Origin of the sequence: Kangiella marina, assembly GCF_039541235.1 — a bacterium.
GTDB lineage: Bacteria > Pseudomonadota > Gammaproteobacteria > Enterobacterales > Kangiellaceae > Kangiella > Kangiella marina.
In genome coordinates, this window is sequence record NZ_BAABFV010000002.1 from 590,302 (window position 1) to 608,530 (window position 18,229).

Consider the following 18,229-nt stretch of genomic DNA (forward strand, 5'->3'; position numbering starts at 1 on the left):
TTATGCTGAGTTAAACGGTTAGTCGCGGGTGTATATCGTCAATATTGGAAATTTGCTTGAGTCAAAGCTGAGGGTAAGGGTTTGGGTTTCTCTACCTTTGAAGCTAACTTTTGTTTCGTAGGGCGATATTCTTTGGCCATTGGCATAGAGAGCCATGATTTGGTCGCTCACAAAAATTCGGTTTCCAGACGAGTTATTGCGCAACGTCACCACAACCTTTCGATCACCATACTCGTTGCTCATGGTGACATAGTTGACGACCTCAAAGTCACTGAGTTCTGGATAACGGTTATCGTCATTAGGAAATTGAAACTCGATATCCTGATTCACGCTTTTGTCGATGGTAAGTGCATCACGCTCGTAGTCTTTGGCGTGAGATACGGTGGAAAACGTTAGAGATATCAATGCAGTGAGTAGTGCCTTTTTCATTATTGTTCCTTCTCCTTAAATGATAATTACCAGTCCTGGGCAACAAGCTTGGCTTGCTCTTCACCCTCTTTAATTCTTTGGACTTGTACGGGAAGCATGTTGTCTTCTAACGCAAACCAAAAGTTAGTTTTGCGGTCTCGATCTTTTTCATTGAGCTGAACCTTGGCTGTTCTGATGTCGCCTTTGCCAGTTTTGATGATTTCTTCACCAATGACTTTGAATTCGTGATGTCGAATGCTGCCACGATAGCTGATATCAATCGGTGGTATAGGCTTTTGGGTCATCAGGTGCTCACGAATCATAGTGACTTGAGTCAACTGATCCAGATAACCAATCTTCAGTGGTTGTGTCCATTTGGCGTCTTTGTAGGAACCTTGCTCAGTAAGATTGCTCCAGTCAAAGTTCTGCAGCAGGGTCGTATCTGAGCGGAGACTGGTTTCGGAAAGGCGCTGATAGACGAGCGGTAAGATGTGTTCAGCATCAATCATAAAGCGGCTTGTTTCTCGGCGCTTGTCTGATAAGAAATAATAGCTGATATCAGACTCCATCGATATTTGCCACTGGCCGTTGCTCAGCTGCGTCAGCTGCCTGGAAGCTGTACCAACGTCATCACCTTCATGAAGCACTTCGTAGGTAATAGAGTAGGGTTTTAGCGCGGAAAATTGTTGCTCTTCAGCAGCGAGTGGTGACGTAATCAATAGTGCGATAACAAGCAGTATTGTGTTAACGAGTAGATATAGCGTTTTATTGGATAGGCTTACCGTCGATGAAAGCTTTGCCGTCTCGGTAATCGAGTCGATCGTTACAGAATCGAGCGACAACTTCTGGGTAGAGCTGGTGCTCTTGTCGTTGAACTTTTTGCTGTAAACTTTGCTCAGTATCACTGTCTTCCACCTCAACTATTCTTTGAGCGATCACTGGACCACCATCAAGTTCGGCGGTAACAAAGTGAACGCTGACACCATGTTCCTTATCACCATTCTCTAATGCTCGCCTATGAGTATGCAAGCCTTTATATTTTGGTAGTAGAGAAGGGTGGATATTGAGCATCTTACCCTCGTAAGGCTGAACAAACTCTGAATTTAAAATACGCATAAAGCCAGCCAGCGCGATTAGATCAGGCTTAAGCTCGTTAATGGCTTTAGAGAGTTCAGCTTCAAATGAGGCACGACCATCGAATTGTCGATGGTCGATGACGATAGTGGGGATGTTCGCTCGCTCTGCGCGCTCTAGGCCAAGCACATCGGGCTTGTTACTGATAACGGCGACGATGTCACCGTTAATCGCTCCGAGCTCGATAGCATCGATTAATGCTTGTAAGTTAGAGCCACTGCCAGAAATGAGGACAATGATCCGTTTCGTTGCCACGGAGCGAGTGTTATTAGATGACAAAAGATAATTACCCGTTAAAGGATGACAGAGTCTTCGTCGTCTTCGCGTGTTTCAATATGACCTATGGTATAGACCTTCTCGCCCATCATCTCAAGCATATCTTTGGCTTTTTCGGCATTGTCTTTACCAACCACTAGCACCATGCCAATACCACAGTTAAAGGTTCGGTACATTTCTAGACGGTCAACGTTGCCTTCTTGTTGAAGCCACTGGAATACTTTTGGCATGCTCCAAGCGTTAGTATTGACCACAGCTTTAGCTTGCTTAGGTAACACGCGAGGCAAGTTCTCTTGTAAACCACCGCCGGTAATGTGTGACAGTGCTTTAACTTCGACTTCTTTGAACAGGCGAAGGAGGGGTTTGACGTAGATTTTGGTTGGCTCAAGCAAGGTTTCACCCAACGTCTTGCCGTCATCAAACGCTTCATTGATATCCGCATCACTGACTTCTAGGATTTTACGAATCAATGAATACCCGTTTGAGTGAGGGCCGCTTGACGCAAGTCCTAGCAACACATCACCAGATCTAACTTTGCTGCCATCGATAATTTTCTTTTTATCAACGATACCCACACAGAATCCAGCTAAATCGTAATCATCGCCTTCATACATACCGGGCATTTCAGCCGTTTCGCCTCCAATTAAGGAGCAACCAGATTGCTGGCAGCCTTCTGCAATGCCAGTAACAACATCAGCTGCAACATCAACATCAAGCTTGCCAGTGGCGTAATAGTCTAGGAAGAACAAAGGTTCAGCGCCTTGAACAATCAAATCATTAACACACATAGCAACTAGATCGATGCCGACGGTATCATGCTTGTTTAAGTCCAGTGCTAAGCGTAGTTTGGTGCCAACACCATCAGTTCCAGCGACGAGAGCAGGCTCTTCATAGCCGCGTGGCAAATCAAATAGAGCGCCAAAACCACCAATATTTCCGAGTACTTCGGGACGGTGTGTTTTTTTGCAAACGTCTTTGATACGGTCAACTAACGCGTTTCCAGCGTCAATATCAACGCCCGCATCTTTGTAACTTAGTGACTTTTTGTCGCTCATTGAAAATCCTAAAACTGATGACTAGAAGATTAAAGTCGCAATTTTACTAGAAGCGGGCTGCTATAGAAAGCCGGATAACAAGAAAGATAGGTAAAAAGGGGTATAAAAAAAGCGGCCGAAGCCGCTTTTGGGTGAAAGTCTGGGGGAGATCAGTGACTTTCGTAAGCTTTACTTGTTGTTACTGTCTCGACAGTCCTGTATTAACGAGGCTGTTGAGGAATAATCGTCAACTCAACACGACGGTTCTTAGAGCGGCCGCTTGCGTTTTCGTTAGAAGCGATAGGGTAACGCTCACCATAGCCTTTAACGTGTAAACGACCGGCTTGGATTTCGCGTTGACGCAAGTAGCTTGCAACGCTCGCAGCACGCTTTTCAGATAGCGTTTGGTTGTAAGCGTCAGAACCTACTGAGTCCGTGAAACCAGCAACTTCTAAGTTAGTATCAACAAACTTATAAAGCACTTTTGCTACTGAGTCTAAGACCGGATAGAAGCTTGCGCTAACGTCGTGACGGTCAGTATCAAACGTAATATCGCCTGGCATGATGAGCTGAATGTTGTCGCCATCACGCTGAACGCCTACGCCTGTACCGGCTAGTTCTTCACGAAGCTCGGCTTCTTGGTGGTCCATATAGGCACCAACACCGGCGCCAATCGCACCACAACCTAACGCTGCGTTACGAGCATGTTTACTGTTTTCTGTTGCGCCAATCAGGCCACAAACTACGGCGCCTACGGCACCATATTTAACCGCTTTACTGGTTTTCTCTTCACCAGTATAAGGGTCAAGTACTGTACAACCCGAAGCGAATAGTGCTGCTAAAGTTGCTGTTGCTAATGTTTTCTTTACAGAGGTCAATTTTTTCATCGGTAATATCCTCATATTTCCCCAAAGTTTGATTGCATTATAAAAAGATTAAGTGAATGCAAACTGAATTAGCAACACTATATCAATAGCCCGTGAATTTTATGTAGTAATAGCCAGCTAGATGTGACGTATAGCACAAAAGAGTGGCCCGAATTTACACAATTTCAAGAAGTTAGCTTTTTAGAGCGTAGATTGCCGGCAAGTTACGATACAAGCCTTGATAATCCATTCCACAACCGAATAGGTAACGGTCTTCGACGGCTAAGCCAATAAAATCAGGCTTAAATCCTGAGGTGGGCTTTCGCTTATGGAGCTTGTCGGTCAGTACAGCGGAGTGAACGCTTTTGGGGTGACACTGACGGCACTTGCTATCAATAGCTTCTAAGGTCAAGCCTTCATCAAAAATATCATCGAGCAATAAAATATGATGGCCTCGTATATCCTTGGTTTCTGGGCGACATTTCCACTCGAGGGCTGCGCCCGACGTATGGTGGCCATAACGGGTTGCATGCAGATAATTGAGCTGTAAAGGAAAAGTCAGGTAGCGGAGTAGCTGTCCCGTGAAGTAGAGACCACCATTCATAATGCAGTAAACCTTAATCGGCGAGCCATCATACTCAGCTGAGGAGTAGTGACGGTTTAGCTCATCTGCTAATGTTTGGATAGCTTGGTCAATATGACTTTGACTAATAATAACTTCAGCATCTGTCTCGAGGTTGAAGCTCGGCTCGGTAAATTGGTTCAATGGCAACGACTTATACGGTTAAGATCAGTAAGGCACCATGATATAGCGATGAGCTTACTTTTAAAATGTTAGAAAGCATAATATATCAAAAGATTGGATGGCATGGCCTAGCGTCAATTTCAAAAGCTGATAAAATAGCCGGTAAATTTATAGTCTTAAGCTTATTTTATTCACTAATTCAATGAATTAGCCAGTTTTCATAGGCTTGAATATACACAGAGCGCTAGGGTAACGGATATGACAGATTCTCGTTTCAAGCTGATGTTGATGGTTGTAGCATTTATCACAGCCTTCGCTTTGAGCTCAGCGGCTAAAGCGGAGCGGTTGACCGATCTATATACGGCGACATGGCCGGTGGCTAGTCAGTCTTCATCGGAACGCGCTCAAGCGATCAGAAACAGTTTGCAGCAAGCGCTCATTCGAGCGAGTGGCAGCAGAAATGTTGCACGTTCGCCGGCGGTTCAGTCTGCACTGGCAGATGCCGAGTCTTACCTGCGTCGTTATTCATATCAACGGCTGTCTGCGTCCGAGCAAATGATTTATGAGAAGCCCTTATTGCTCAAGGCAACGTTTGATAAGCAATCGATCGTCAGTTTGCTTAAGTCTGCTTCATTGCCGATCTGGAGCGAAGACAGACCGGCAGGGTTGTTCTGGATTGCTTTTGATAATGGACAAGAACGACGTATTGTTAGCGAGCAAACTCAGTTGATGGCTGCGGGTCTGGAAATTGCTGCGCAAAGTCGCGGTCTTCCAGTGACACTGCCTTTAGTGGATATTGACGATCAGATGGCGCTGGAAACGTCGGATGTCTGGTCGCGTTTGGAAACGCCGATTGAAGCTGCCAGTAAGCGCTACGCTAATGATTATTGGGTCGCTGTCAGCATGTCCAAGGAAACGAGCCAATGGCAAGCGACTTGGAAAGTGAAGCTGTATGGTAAAGTACAAAGCTTTTCTACCAGTGGCTTGACTTCGTATGAAGCGATGCAGGGCGGTGTTAACCGAATCGCTGATATTCTAGCGGGCAAATTGGCTGTGGTTTTATCGGATCAGGCTCAGGAAATCATGATTTCTGTGGAAAACATTATCGACTTTGAGTCTTATGCGAGCGTTCAAAAGTTCTTAAACTCGCTTGGCATGGTGCGCTCAGCAAGTGCGATCGAGGTGTCTCAAGACAGAGTCTTGTTTAAGGTTGAGTCATTAACTGCTCCACAAAGCTTGATCGAAGCGATAAAATTAGGGAATAATCTCCAGCTGTCTGAGCCTAGTTATGGCTACAGTAACGTTGGCGAGCAACTTACAGGTGACTTCCATTTTGTCTGGAGACAACCTGGACTATAAAAATAAGTTAATAAAAACATGGGCTTAAGTACGATTCCAAACATTATTACGATATTGCGAGTGATGCTGATTGCACCATTCGCATATTTCATGTGGCAACAGGATTATGTCCCTGCGCTTGTCATATTCTTAATTGCGGGGCTTTCTGACGGTCTCGACGGGCTTTTGGCGAAGCGCTTTAACTGGCAAAGTCGTTTTGGCTCCATTACGGATCCATTGGCCGATAAGGTTCTTTTATTTGTAGCCATTTTGTTGTTGGTGATGAAAGGGCAGCTCTCTTGGACGCTCTTTTGGATTTCTACAGGTCGGGATCTCTTTATTGTCGGTGGCGCAACGGCTTACCATTACTTGGTTGAGCCTTATGAAATGCGACCGACCTTAATCTCGAAATGGAATACTGCTTTATTAATACTGCTGGTTCTGTTGGTGTTGGTCGATCTTGCTTGGTTTGCGTTACCGTCCCAGCTCTTAAGTAGCCTTGAAGTCGGTGTCATTATTACCTGTATTATCAGTGGCCTTCATTACATCTGGCTCGGCATTTGCCACTACCGTTCTCGTGGAAAAGGCAGCTCCCTGAAGCCTCAGGCTAAGGACAAAAGACACGTGGCTGAAAGTACTGCTGAGAAAAGCTCTTAGCAGCGGATATTAGGGATTATGCAACAACTACCACTGGATATAGAGCTCAAGGCTGATGCTACTTTCGATAACTTTGTCACCGGTAGTGATGGTAACTCTCAGTTGCTGTCACGTTTGCAGTCGGCGGCTCAGGGCGAGGCAGATTTTATTTACCTCTATGGTGAGCCGGGGACCGGCCGCTCACATTTATTACAAGCTTTTACTCAGCATTACTCTGAAAACCTTCCTCATTCGTTAGTCGCTTACTTGCCGCTGGAGAATAGTCAATTAGTGCCGGATATGGTTGAAGGTTTAAGTGGCTTTGATGCTGTCTGTATTGATGGTTTTGAGCGGTGTGTTGGCGATAAGGCGTGGGAAACAGCTTTATTCAATCTTTATAACCAACTTAAAGAGCAAGGCAAAACCTTGATCATCTCTGGAGCAGAAGCTCCCCAAGCCTTAAAGCTTACCTTAGCTGATCTCAAGTCGCGCCTCAGTGCCATGCTGATACATGCGATTCAACCATTGTCGGATGATGATAAGCGGCTGTTGATCCAGAAAAAAGCCAAAGAAAGGGGGCTGGAGTTAAGCGATGAGGTCGCTAATTTCCTACTTTCTCGTCAACAAAGAGACTTACCACACTTGTTGGGAATGCTGGAAACGCTTGACCAAGCATCATTACAAGCGCAGCGTCGCTTAACGATTCCTTTCGTTAAGCAAGTCTTAGAACTTTAAGCGTTTTCTTTTTCTTCAAACAAAAACTCAAGACTGGATTTTGCGTGTCTGAGGTGAGGAATAACTATTGAACCACCAACCAGCATCGCCACGCCCATCGCTTCATCAATTTCCTGCTTATTCCAGCCTTGCTTAACCGCTTGCTCTAGGTGATAGTCGATACAATCATTACAGCGTAAAACCATGGAAGCGACTAAGCCCAGTAACTCCTTTGTTTTACTGTCCAAGTGACCTTCACCGTAAGCCGTTTTATCCAAACCAAAGAAGCGTTTAATGAGAAGGCTATCGGTATCCAAAGCCTTTTCATTACCCGCTTCGCGCTCGGCTCTAAATACCTCAAATGGGTGTTTGCTATTGTCTGACATATTGATTCATCCAAAACATAAAAAAGTCATTGTACAAAGTTGATTTATAAGCACAAGTAAAACCAAGTTGTGCTCTGTTTTCAAGTACTTATCTATGGTATAAAAGGGAGTGGTCTGGGAGAGCTATGAGGAAAATTGCTCGTATGAGTGACAACAAAGAAAAACTCTACAATATATTGGTTCAAGGCGCCGATACTTGGAATCGGTGGCGCAAGGAAAACTCTAAAGAAGACATTATATTTGATGGTTTGGACCTAAGAGGACTGGACCTATCTGACTGTGATTTATCCGAAGCGAGCTTTGTTGGAACCAATATCGCTTACGCAGACTTAAAAAACTCGGTGTTAATCGCCAGTAATTTAACCGATGCCAATCTCTGCTACTGTAACCTGTCCAATGCGAAGCTGATTGCGGCAAACCTAAAGCAAGCTAACCTGAGCCATGCAAATTTACTTCATGCCAACCTTTTAACGGCCATTTGCCACCGAACCGATTTGTCGAATGTGGATTTGCGCGATCATGATCTGCGTGGTCAAGATCTTCGTGAAGCCAACCTAAGTGGTGCCGATCTTCGTGGGCAAAACCTTGAAGGTTTGGATATGCACGGGGCTAAGTTGATTGGCTCAAAAATGGAGCGCGTTAATCTTAGAGACACCAATTTGAACGGTGCTGATTTATCGGATGTCGATTTGTCGAACTGTAATATTGACGGCGTCACCTTGAAAAGTGCTAATTTAAGTAATGTGAACTTGTCCTCGCAAAATCTTGCGGGCTTTAATCTATCCAAAGTTAATTTTCAGGGTGCGGACCTGCGAAGTGCGAACTTATGTAAAGCGAATTTAGATGGTGCGAAATTGAGTTCGAGTAAGTTGTGGCAGGTGCAAACAAAAGGCTGGTCTATCCGCAATATCGAGTGTTCGCATGCCAGCTGGGATCAGCGAGGTCGCGACTTTACACACTATTCGCCACATCAGTTTGAGAAACTATTCTCGGATAAAATTACCTTTATACTGCGCTACCAACGCATGTTGTCCTACCAGGATCTAGCGACCTTGCCGTTTTTGATCGAGCACTTAGAGGCGAGTTATTGGGGCTGTAAACTGAGAATTCGTGATATTCGCAATGAGCCTGGCGATACTCGCGCCATACTGGTGGTGGAAGACACCGGTGGACTGAATCCCTCGGTGCTCGAAAGCAGTTTGCAGCATGAGGCTGATAAACTTCAATCGATTCAAATCAGTTTACAGTCTGAGCGCAAGTTGCAGTTTGAAATTCGAGAGTCGTTACAGGCAATTAAAGATAAGTATTGGCCAAAACTGCTGGAGCTATCTGAGATCGACAGTGATGCGAAAACACGTCGCTTGGCCGTTCTCTTTACTGACTTAAAAGGCTTCTCCAATTGGAATGAAGAGGAGCGAACAGACAAACTTTCTTTATTTAGAGGCTTGTTAAAACCGGTACTTAAAAAGTGGAACGCCAGTTACCCCAATATGGAAGGGGACTCACTTCGAGCTACGTTCCAGTCAGTCGAGCAGTCACTCCATTGTGCGGCAATGATGCAACGTGTGTTAGCCGGAGCGGGTTTTTCATTGCGCATTGGTTTGGACATTGGCGAAGTTAAAATTACCCACAACGAGATTACCGAACAATTAGACATTGAAGGCGATGCGATTAATTTTGCAGCAAGACTGGAGTCCATGGCTGACTCCGGGCAGGTGCTGGTGTCTGAGAATGTTCGACATTACGCCATTCAGTCTGATGCGCCTTTTAATTTTACAGAGCATCGTTTAGCGCTGAAAAAAGCGGTTGGTGATAAACAAGCGGGTGATACTATCGTCTGCTACAGTTCGAAAAGTGCACTCGAGGATTAGTCATGGTGACGTACGTTAAACGTGTTGCTGTCATTTTATTGGGGCTGAGTTTGTGGAAGGTAAGCCACGCAGAATCACAAGACATTATGGTGCTGCCAGTCTCTATAGATGATGCCGGTAGTTATCACATCGCCGCTGAACCACTGCATATCACTTATCGCGAAGGTTATGATAATCAACCCAAGTTTAGTCACGATGGGCAGTCGCTATTTTTTACGCGAATGCAGCCAAGAGTCGATAAAGCATCAGAAGCGCAAACTGATATCTATCGTTATCAGTTCGGTAGCGGCAAGCTATCAAACCTTACGGAAACGGAAGAGCATAGTGAGTATTCTGCGACGCCGTACGATAAGTCCCATATTTCGATCATTGGGGTTAACCCAGCGGGACAACAGCATTTACGGCTGGTTAATCTCGACACGAAGAAACATCAATCTTTAAGGACCGATATCGAGCCAGTAGGTTACCATGCATGGATGACTGATACTCAGGCTGCTGTGTTCGTGTTAGGTGACGTGATGACGTTGCAGGTTCTAGACACTGAGTCAGACGCTAAGCCCGATGTGTTGGCGTCGAATATTGGTCGTTGCTTTGAGCGACTGCCAAGTGGTGATGTTACTCTTACCTTGGAAAGAGATGGTGTACATCAGCTTTATCAACTTAACCAAGAGCATCAACTTCAATCTTTGGACATAAGTTTACCCAAAGGTGTTCAAGATTACGTTTGGCTTGATGATGAGACAGTGATTGTCGGCAACAATTCAGCACTAGAATTAGTCAGCTCGAAAGGGCGTGAGCTACTCATTGATTTGGCATCTTTACAGGTCAATGGCATCAGTCGGTTGGCGCTTAGCCCGGACAAAACGAAACTGGCACTTGTGTATAATCGGCCGTAATACTCGGTGACTCTACTTTAAGAGAAATATACACGCCATAAAAAAGCCGCTACTAGAGCGGCTTTTTGCTGAGTAGGCTGCTTAAACTTTAGGACCTGCTTTAATAAGCTCTTCTGCTTTGTCGTTATCAGCAAAGCGGTTAAAGTTATCAATAAACATGCTGGCAAGCTCTTTGGCTTTAGTATCCCACTGGCTTGGGTCTTTGTAAGTATCTTGCGGGTTTAAGATACCTGTATCGACGCCATTCAACTCTGTTGGAATCGCTAAGTTGAAGTATGGAAGGTTAGAGAATTCGCAGCTTTCAATGGAACCATCCATAATGGCATCAATAATACCGCGAGTATCTTTAATTGAGATACGCTTACCAGAGCCATTCCAACCAGTGTTAACCAAATACACTTCTGCACCAGCATCACGAACTCGTTTTTCAAGCACTTCCGCGTATTGAGTCGGGTGTAAGCTCAAGAAGGCTTCACCAAAGCACGACGAAAAGGTTGGTGTTGGTTCTGTAACGCCGCGCTCAGTTCCTGCTAATTTCGCTGTAAAGCCAGACAGGAAGTAATACTGAGTTTGTTCAGGGGTTAGTTTAGCCACTGGAGGTAATACACCAAAGGCGTCAGCGCTTAAGAAAATGACTTTCTTCGCGTGCCCGGCTTTAGAGACTGGCTTTACAATGTTATCAATGTGATAGATCGGGTATGAGACGCGAGTGTTCTCAGTTTTGCTGTTGTCATCAAAGTCTATGTTACCTTTTTTATCGACAACGACATTTTCTAAAAGAGCGTCACGACGAATCGCGCGGTAGATATCAGGTTCATTATCTTCAGACAAGTTAATGGTTTTGGCGTAACAGCCACCCTCAAAATTGAAGACACCATTATCATCCCAGCCATGCTCATCGTCACCAATTAAAGCACGCTTAGGGTCGGTAGAGAGTGTTGTTTTACCTGTGCCTGATAAGCCGAAGAAAATCGCAACGTCACCTTCTTTGCCGACATTGGCTGAACAGTGCATCGACGCAATACCTTTCAATGGCAGTAGGTAGTTCATCATCGAGAACATGCCTTTCTTCATCTCGCCACCGTACCAAGTACCGCCGATCAGTTGAATTTTTTCAGTTAAATTGAAAGCAACGAAGTTTTCAGAATTCAACCCATGCTCTTGCCACTTATCATTCACAGCTTTAGAGCCATTCATTACCACAAAGTCTGGCTCAAAGTCTTTCAGCTCTTCGTCAGAAGGGCGAATAAACATGTTCTTGACGAAGTGAGCTTGCCACGCAACTTGTGTAATAAAGCGAACTTTAAGACGCGTATCTTCATTGGCGCCACAAAAAGTATCAACAACAAACAGTCGACTGCCAGATAATTGCTCAGTGACCGTTTCTTTAAGGTCATCCCAAATAGCTGGAGTGATGGGTTTGTTATCATTAACACCGTTTTTAGACCACCAAACAGTATCGCGTGTAATATCATCTTCAACGATATACTTATCTTTAGGCGAACGACCGGTGAAAATACCTGTATCGACCGTTACCGCACCCATATTAGTGACAGTGCCGCGTTCATAGCCGCTAATGTCATCTCGGGTTTCTTCTTCAAATAATGTGTCGTAGGAAGGGTTGTAAACGATTTCGTGGACTGAATGGATGCCATATTGGCTCAAGTCAACATCGCGAGACATGGTGGTACTCCTCGTTTGCAAAGTTTGGCTTTGCGCTGCAATAGTTTAATAACAATTTGCTATTTGAAAATTGCACGTAATTATGCCAAAAAAATAGTGTACTGGCGAGGCTAAATGAAACTTATTTGCAATATTTCATCAGTTTTTATTACAAGCCTGTTATGGTGCCGTACATATTAGAATTAAGACCATTTCACTCTGGGTGGATAATTAACAACGTTAGCCGACAATACAGTGATTTACAGTTTTTTAGTCGCGTTTAAGCGCTTCTTGCTAAAGACAGTTTCGCAAGTTCGATCAAAGCCACTTTAAACTCATTATCCGGTAACGGCGCTAAGGCATTTATTGCTCGTTTGACAGCTTTCTCAGCCGCTTGGTAGGTGTATTCGATGGCATCGGTTGAGTTTACAATCGCAAGAATACGCTCTAAATCATCAAGGCCGCCTTGCTCAATCGCTTTACGGATGACTGCCTGGTCGTCGTCGTTAGATTGAGTTAGCGCATAAATTAATGGAAGAGTCGGTTTACCTTCGGCAAGATCATCGCCAACGTTCTTACCCATGTCTTCAGCATTGGAAGCATAATCAAGCGCATCATCAATCAGTTGAAATGCAATACCTAACTGTAAGCCGTAATCACGTAAGCCTTGTTCTATTTGAGCAGATGCGTTGCACAATACTGCACCTAGCTGGGTTGCCGCAGCAAACAGAATAGCGGTTTTACGCTCGATGACCTGATAGTAAGAGTCCTCTGATACTTTTGGGTCGTTGATATTCATCAACTGCAGCACTTCGCCAGCAGCCACTTCATTGGTGGTGTCGGCTAAGATATTGAGGACCTTCATGTTGTCGACTTCGACCATCATTTGAAAGGAGCGACTGTATAAGAAGTCCCCGACTAAGACCGATGCTTGATTGCCGAATAATTCGTTAGCCGTTTCACGACCACGACGCATACTGGATTCATCCACCACGTCATCATGCAGTAATGTTGAGGTATGAATAAGCTCAATAACCGCGGCAAGTTTAGCGTGGTCTTGGCCTTGGTAACCTAAGGCTTTGGCAGCCAACAGAACGAGCATTGGACGTAGGCGCTTACCCCCTGCGGCGACAATATAATGCCCGACCTGATCCACCAGTACCACATCTGACTTGAGTCGGTCTAGAATCATCTGGTTTGTTGCTTGGAAATCACTGTCAACCAAGGCTCGGATATCGTCGAGAGTCATTGTCTACCTTAAAATGTACTGTCAGAGGCGAAGAAACGTTGGTATCCTATGACTTGGATCACGCTACAACTGCCAACTGCTTTATAATAATTGCTTGGCAATCCTAGTTAGGCTTGTCCTTGCGGTCAAGCTTTTCTGGTGATATTTCGATGACTTAAGGCGCTTTTGGCGAGTTTATGAGCAAAATTAGCTAAAATTGATGGGAGCCGGAGTAAATTCCTTTCAAAGCCTTGCTTTACAACTGAATTTGGCTTAAAATTCGCGCCCTCAAATATGAAAGCCATTGAGCAATACATATTAACCTTCTTGTTGAGATATATAAGAGGGTCTATAACCGGAGAATCAATATGTACGCAGTAATTAAAAGTGGTGGTAAGCAACACCGCGTAAAAGAAGGCCAGGTAGTGCGTCTTGAGAAGATCGAGGCGGAAACTGGTGCAACAATCGATTTTGAAGACGTTTTAATGGTCGCTGACGGCGATAACGTAACTTTAGGTACGCCAGTTGTTTCTGGTGCTGTGGTATCAGCTGAGGTTGTTAACCACGGTCGTGCTAAGAAAGTGAACATCATTAAGTTCAAGCGTCGTAAGCATCACATGAAGCGTCAAGGTCACCGTCAGTGGTTCACGGAAGTGAAAATCAACGGTATTGCTCTTGATGGCGCTAAAAAGCCTGCGAAGAAAGCAGAAGCTAAAAAAGCTCCAGCGAAAAAAGCTGCAGCAAAGAAAACAGACGGTGATGATTTAACGAAATTATCAGGTGTAGGTCCAGTTATCGTTAAGAAACTAAACGAAGCTGGTATCACTACGTTCAAACAAATCGCTGAGTGGACTGCTAAAGACGTAGAACACTTTGACGAAGAATTAAGCTTTAAAGGTCGTATCGAGCGTGAAAACTGGATTGACCAAGCTAAAGAATTGATGAAAGGAGAGTAAACGATGGCTCATAAGAAAGCTGGTGGTAGTACTCGTAACGGCCGCGATTCCGAAAGTAAACGCCTTGGTGTAAAACGCTTTGGTGGTGAAGAAGTAAGCGCGGGTAGCATCATTGTTCGTCAACGTGGTACTAAGTTCCACGCTGGTAACGGTGTTGGTCTTGGCCGTGACCATACAATTTTTGCAAAAGTTGATGGTAAAGTTAAGTTTGAAGTTAAAGGTAAAGAGAAGCGTCGTTTCGTTTCAATCGAAGCCTAATCAAGCTTGAGTTTTAGAAAAAGCCTCAGCCTTTGCTGGGGCTTTTTTGTATTGTAGGTCATCGTATCTGCAATAAAATTTGATCGTTCTGATGGTTAGAAGTGACTATCCATCAAACTATGGCACAATAGACCTATGAAATTTGTAGATGAAGTAACAGTAAAAGTAAAAGCAGGCGATGGTGGTAACGGTATCGTCAGCTTCCGTCGTGAGAAATATGTAGCCCGAGGTGGCCCTGATGGTGGCGATGGCGGTGACGGCGGTAATGTGTATATTGTTGCTGATGAAGAGATGAACACTTTAGTCGATTATCGTTATGTTCGCTTTTATCAGGCGACCCGTGGCGAAAATGGGCAAGGGCGCAATATGACCGGCTCCAAAGGTGAAGATTTAGTCTTGAAAGCCCCTATCGGCACGCAAATTACGGATAAAGAGACGGGCGAGATCGTGGGTGACTTAACCAAACCCGGTGAACAACTTTTAGTGGCTAAAGGCGGTTTCCATGGTTTAGGCAATACACGCTTTAAAAGTTCGATCAACCGTGCTCCCCGTAAAGCGACCCATGGTACTCCTGGTGAGATGCGTGAATTGCGTATGGAGCTAAAAGTATTGGCGGATGTTGGGTTGTTAGGCCTACCAAACGCTGGTAAATCGACTTTTATTCGCGCGGTTTCTTCGGCTAAGCCTAAAGTTGCCGATTACCCTTTTACGACACTAATTCCTAACCTTGGCGTTGTTCGTATTGATACGGAATCGAGCTTTGTTGTGGCGGATATCCCGGGCGTTATTGAAGGCGCGGCAGAAGGTGCTGGATTAGGTATTCGCTTTTTGCGCCACTTAGCGCGCACAAGGATTTTACTCCATATCGTTGACCTAATGCCTTATGATGAGTCCGATCCCGTTGAGAACTTTAAAGGGATTATGAACGAGCTGTATAAATACAGTGACAGCAAGGACATTTCTTTAAAAGACAAACCTGTTTGGTTGGTCTTCAATAAAACGGATTTGATGAGTGAAGAAGAAACACAGGAAAAGATGAACGATGTGTTAGAGCGCTTGGACTGGGATGGCCCGGTATTTAAAATGTCGGCGATTAAGAAAGAAGGTACACGTGAAATCTGTAACTCGATTATGGATTACCTCATTGAACATCCCCAAATCCGTAAGTTTATAGCGGAAAAGACCCAAGAAGACTTCCACTGGCCAGAACCAGGTTCTATGGATGAAGCCGAGGAGGATCCATTTGAAGGTTTGGAGCCAGAGTGGGTTGAAGATATGGAAGATGACGGCGTAGAAGTTGTCTATGTCGATCCTAACCAAGTGCCAGATGATAAGAAGTAGTCGCACGAAGCTTTAACACGTTATAAAAAAGCCGCCTTTAGCGGCTTTTTTAATGCTACAGGAAAAACTCCTATCTTCTCCAAGCTAAAAAAAAGCCACTCAATGAGTGGCTAATATCACACAGGGGTTTCAGGTTTCATCCTTATCGACCTTCACGACGCAATGCAGAGGCCGTGAACTGCCTGTAATTCATTTTCTCAGAGAAGTCGTACATATCTTCTTGGTTGTCTAAGCCAAAAGCGATGTATCGTTTTGCGCGAAGGTCATGAATCACGTCCAGGGTTGACCACAAAACTGGAACTTCGTAGTAGTTGAGTGCGTGTGCTTCAGCAACGCGCCATAGCTCGCCATCTTGATCATAGTGGTCAACCAAAAGTGCTTGCCAACTGTCTTCATCCAAGTAGAAAGTACGGCGGCTGTATACATTTTCTTTTGTTTCTTTAAGCGTGGCTTCCACAACCCATACTCGGTGCAACTCGTAGCGTGCGTAGTCTTGGTTAATATGGCCTGGCTTGATGATATCTTCATACGTCAACTTATCGCTGTGTAGCTGGTAAGCATTGTAAGGCACAAACATTTCTTTTTTGCCTTTAATCGTCCAGTTGTAGCGATCGGGTGAGCCGCTGAACATGTCAAAATTGTCGATTGTTGATAAGCCGTCAGACGCCAGCGCTGGCGCATCATACGCGACAGTCGGCGTTCTCATCGCACGACGACGACCTGGGTCGTAACGCCATGCACGGCGAGGATCAATAACCTGATTCGAGGTTTCGTGTACTAGCAACACTTCGCCTGCCATGCTTGAAGGGGAGGTGATACGCTGTTTGTATAAGAACAAGAAGTTTTCCTTTTCAGGATGCTCCTGAGCATAATACTGCAGTGACTCTTGCTCGAATTTTACTGGGTTAAAACTACCATCAACTTGTGGCGTTACTTGGACATATTCACGCTTAATGGCTTCACCACGGAAGCGCGTTAAGTGGTTCCAAATCGCTTCTAAGCCATTCTGTGGAATAGGGAAAGGAACGCCAACGGCTGCGTTACGTAACCCCGCGCCGTCCTGAGTTAACTCTGCTGTCGTGGCATTTTTCACGCTGAAATCATAAATCTTCTGCGGGAAAGATGCGCTGCGGTGTGTTGGGTATACTGTAATTTTGTAGTCAGGATATTGTTTAAGAAGGGCAATTTGTCCTTCTGACAGTTTATCAGCGTAGTTCTGATAGTTGCTAGCCGTTATCGTTAAGATAGGGTTTTCATCAGCGTAAGGATCGATATGATGCTCACCGGGCTTGTAATCCTGTGGTACTTGCTGAATACCGCCAGTCCAAGCAGGAATAGTCCCTTCTTTATTGCCACCACGCTCAGCACCCATGGGCGTCAGTTCGAGGTGTAATTTTGCAGCTTCTTTTGACGTTACTTTTGCTTGCGCTGTAGAGCTAAGAAGCCCTGCTAAGATTATTGGTACGATGATAATTGGTTTCATGGTCACCTTTCCAAACATGCTCACTCATTAAGGTTGTGCGCATTTTACACATCAGACCACTAGTGTCAACTGGTACAACCAGAGTTTGTAATTTGACCAATAGTACAAGTTATGAGCACAAAGATAATACTTTAGTTTAGTTAATGATTAATAGGTGTTAAGTTATAAGGGGTACTATATTTTTCAACGATTGAATAGAATAAGTCATGAATTATCAGCAAGATACCGCTCAAAAACTGTATCAGTTACTCACTGGGTTTCACGCCCACTCTAAAACCTTAGAAAAGGAAACCGGTTTAACCCAAGAGCGACTCGAAATATTGAGTCAGTTAGTGACCTTAGGGCCCAAAACCATTAATCAACTCGCTGAGCAAGAGCAAGTGAGTGCGCCTGCGATTACCCGAACCATCAAGGGGTTAGAGAAACATGGCTACGTTATCAAGTCTCGCTCAAAAACCGACCAGCGGGTGGTTTTTGTTGCACCAACGCGAAAAAGCCAGCAGGTTATTGAAGCGTTGCGGCTAAAACAGCAGAGATACATAGAGGGGTTATTGCAGGGGAAGTCCAGCGAAGAGGTAGAGCAGATAGCAAAGGCTGTCGAGCGATTATGTGAGGTTAAATCAGCGGGTAAGTAAACTTTTAATATTTTTCGGTGGGCAAGCACAGAAAAGCCGCTACTTTTCAGCAGCGGCTTCAAGAATCTGTGCTACTTCAAGCGGGTGTTATAGCGCTTGAATGCGAGCGTTTAAACGGCTCTTATGACGTGCAGCTTTGTTCTTGTGGATAAGGCCTTTGTTAGCAGCTTTATCAATCACAGATACAGCACGTTGGAATGCAGCTTCTGCATCCTTTTTGTTACCTGCATCAATGGCATATACAACTTTCTTAAGGTAGCTACGCATCATTGAGCGGCGGCTTGCGTTGTGCTGGCGACGAGCTTCAGCTTGACGAGCACGTTTTTTGGCAGATTTAATGTTAGCCAAGGTGAACTCCTAAC

The 18,229-nt window shown here is 44.8% G+C and carries 20 protein-coding genes; 9 read left to right on the forward strand and 11 right to left on the reverse strand.

Features of this window, described 5'->3' with window-relative positions; genetic code table 11:
* Window positions 1–18 precede the first annotated feature (18 nt).
* From ABD943_RS10945 to ABD943_RS10970, 6 genes are all read right to left on the reverse strand, one after another.
* Window positions 19–429 carry a hypothetical protein gene (locus tag ABD943_RS10945; protein ID WP_345293223.1) on the reverse strand — a complete coding sequence of 137 codons (411 nt, stop codon included), beginning with the start codon at window positions 427–429 and terminating at the stop codon, window positions 19–21.
* 26 nt (window positions 430–455) lie between these two features.
* Complete coding sequence (locus tag ABD943_RS10950) at window positions 456–1,250, reverse strand: DUF3108 domain-containing protein (protein WP_345293382.1); 795 nt, start codon at window positions 1,248–1,250, stop codon at window positions 456–458.
* Window positions 1,174–1,821 carry a phosphoribosylglycinamide formyltransferase gene (purN, locus tag ABD943_RS10955; RefSeq protein ID WP_345293224.1) on the reverse strand — a complete coding sequence of 216 codons (648 nt, stop codon included), beginning with the start codon at window positions 1,819–1,821 and terminating at the stop codon, window positions 1,174–1,176. The genes ABD943_RS10950 and purN overlap by 77 nt, the downstream gene beginning before the upstream one ends.
* Before the next feature lie 14 nt (window positions 1,822–1,835).
* Window positions 1,836–2,873: a phosphoribosylformylglycinamidine cyclo-ligase gene (gene purM, locus ABD943_RS10960; protein WP_345293225.1), complete on the reverse strand. Its 1,038-nt coding sequence runs from the start codon at window positions 2,871–2,873 to the stop codon at window positions 1,836–1,838.
* A gap of 200 nt (window positions 2,874–3,073) precedes the next feature.
* Window positions 3,074–3,739 carry a YiaD family glycine zipper/OmpA-like lipoprotein gene (locus ABD943_RS10965; RefSeq protein WP_345293226.1) on the reverse strand — a complete coding sequence of 222 codons (666 nt, stop codon included), beginning with the start codon at window positions 3,737–3,739 and terminating at the stop codon, window positions 3,074–3,076.
* Between the two features lie 172 nt (window positions 3,740–3,911).
* Window positions 3,912–4,484 (reverse strand): hypoxanthine-guanine phosphoribosyltransferase, encoded by a 573-nt coding sequence (locus tag ABD943_RS10970; RefSeq protein ID WP_345293227.1) that lies wholly within the window; start codon window positions 4,482–4,484, stop codon window positions 3,912–3,914.
* Between the two features lie 237 nt (window positions 4,485–4,721).
* On the opposite strand from ABD943_RS10970, the gene ABD943_RS10975 reads away from it, so the two are divergent.
* Genes ABD943_RS10975 through hda form a run of 3 tightly spaced genes read left to right on the forward strand, consistent with a single transcriptional unit; the run spans window position 4,722 to window position 7,172 of the window.
* Entirely contained in the window at window positions 4,722–5,822 is a 1,101-nt protein-coding gene (locus tag ABD943_RS10975) for a DUF2066 domain-containing protein (RefSeq protein ID WP_345293228.1), read from the forward strand.
* Window positions 5,823–5,840: 18 nt separating this feature from the next.
* Window positions 5,841–6,458, forward strand: coding sequence for a CDP-alcohol phosphatidyltransferase family protein (locus ABD943_RS10980; RefSeq protein WP_345293229.1), 618 nt, complete (start codon window positions 5,841–5,843; stop codon window positions 6,456–6,458).
* An 18-nt stretch (window positions 6,459–6,476) separates the two neighbouring features.
* Window positions 6,477–7,172, forward strand: coding sequence for a DnaA regulatory inactivator Hda (gene hda / locus ABD943_RS10985; protein WP_345293230.1), 696 nt, complete (start codon window positions 6,477–6,479; stop codon window positions 7,170–7,172).
* Here the strand turns inward: hda and ABD943_RS10990 are convergent.
* Window positions 7,169–7,537, reverse strand: a complete 369-nt coding sequence (locus ABD943_RS10990; RefSeq protein ID WP_345293231.1) for a carboxymuconolactone decarboxylase family protein — start codon at window positions 7,535–7,537, stop codon at window positions 7,169–7,171. The genes hda and ABD943_RS10990 overlap by 4 nt on opposite strands.
* Window positions 7,538–7,680: 143 nt before the next feature.
* Between ABD943_RS10990 and ABD943_RS10995 the strand changes: the two genes are divergently transcribed.
* Window positions 7,681–9,408 carry a pentapeptide repeat-containing protein gene (locus ABD943_RS10995; protein ID WP_345293232.1) on the forward strand — a complete coding sequence of 576 codons (1,728 nt, stop codon included), beginning with the start codon at window positions 7,681–7,683 and terminating at the stop codon, window positions 9,406–9,408.
* Window positions 9,409–9,410: 2 nt separating this feature from the next.
* The gene (locus tag ABD943_RS11000) at window positions 9,411–10,304 is read left to right on the forward strand and encodes a TolB-like translocation protein (RefSeq protein ID WP_345293233.1); all 894 of its coding nucleotides are present in this window, start codon (window positions 9,411–9,413) and stop codon (window positions 10,302–10,304) included.
* Between the two features lie 81 nt (window positions 10,305–10,385).
* Here the strand turns inward: ABD943_RS11000 and pckA are convergent, their stop codons facing one another.
* Window positions 10,386–11,987 carry a phosphoenolpyruvate carboxykinase (ATP) gene (gene pckA / locus ABD943_RS11005; protein ID WP_345293234.1) on the reverse strand — a complete coding sequence of 534 codons (1,602 nt, stop codon included), beginning with the start codon at window positions 11,985–11,987 and terminating at the stop codon, window positions 10,386–10,388.
* Window positions 11,988–12,246: 259 nt separating this feature from the next.
* On the reverse strand, window positions 12,247–13,215 hold the full coding sequence (gene ispB, locus ABD943_RS11010; protein WP_345293235.1) for an octaprenyl diphosphate synthase: 969 nt from the start codon (window positions 13,213–13,215) through the stop codon (window positions 12,247–12,249).
* Window positions 13,216–13,562: 347 nt separating this feature from the next.
* Here ispB and rplU point away from each other — a divergent pair, with 347 nt between their 5' ends.
* From rplU to cgtA, 3 genes are all read left to right on the forward strand, one after another.
* Window positions 13,563–14,150: a 50S ribosomal protein L21 gene (gene rplU, locus ABD943_RS11015; RefSeq protein WP_345293236.1), complete on the forward strand. Its 588-nt coding sequence runs from the start codon at window positions 13,563–13,565 to the stop codon at window positions 14,148–14,150.
* Between the two features lie 3 nt (window positions 14,151–14,153).
* Entirely contained in the window at window positions 14,154–14,408 is a 255-nt protein-coding gene (rpmA, locus tag ABD943_RS11020; RefSeq protein WP_345293237.1) for a 50S ribosomal protein L27, read from the forward strand.
* Between the two features lie 135 nt (window positions 14,409–14,543).
* Window positions 14,544–15,749 (forward strand): Obg family GTPase CgtA, encoded by a 1,206-nt coding sequence (cgtA, locus tag ABD943_RS11025; RefSeq protein WP_345293238.1) that lies wholly within the window; start codon window positions 14,544–14,546, stop codon window positions 15,747–15,749.
* Between the two features lie 142 nt (window positions 15,750–15,891).
* Here the strand turns inward: cgtA and ABD943_RS11030 are convergent, their stop codons facing one another.
* Window positions 15,892–17,232 carry a DUF1329 domain-containing protein gene (locus tag ABD943_RS11030; RefSeq protein ID WP_345293239.1) on the reverse strand — a complete coding sequence of 447 codons (1,341 nt, stop codon included), beginning with the start codon at window positions 17,230–17,232 and terminating at the stop codon, window positions 15,892–15,894.
* A gap of 206 nt (window positions 17,233–17,438) precedes the next feature.
* On the opposite strand from ABD943_RS11030, the gene ABD943_RS11035 reads away from it, so the two are divergent.
* Complete coding sequence (locus ABD943_RS11035; protein WP_345293240.1) at window positions 17,439–17,867, forward strand: MarR family winged helix-turn-helix transcriptional regulator; 429 nt, start codon at window positions 17,439–17,441, stop codon at window positions 17,865–17,867.
* Window positions 17,868–17,954: 87 nt separating this feature from the next.
* Here the strand turns inward: ABD943_RS11035 and rpsT are convergent, their stop codons facing one another.
* A complete protein-coding gene (gene rpsT, locus ABD943_RS11040; RefSeq protein WP_345293241.1) occupies window positions 17,955–18,215 on the reverse strand; it encodes a 30S ribosomal protein S20 in 261 nt (86 codons plus the stop codon).
* Window positions 18,216–18,229: the final 14 nt, after the last annotated feature.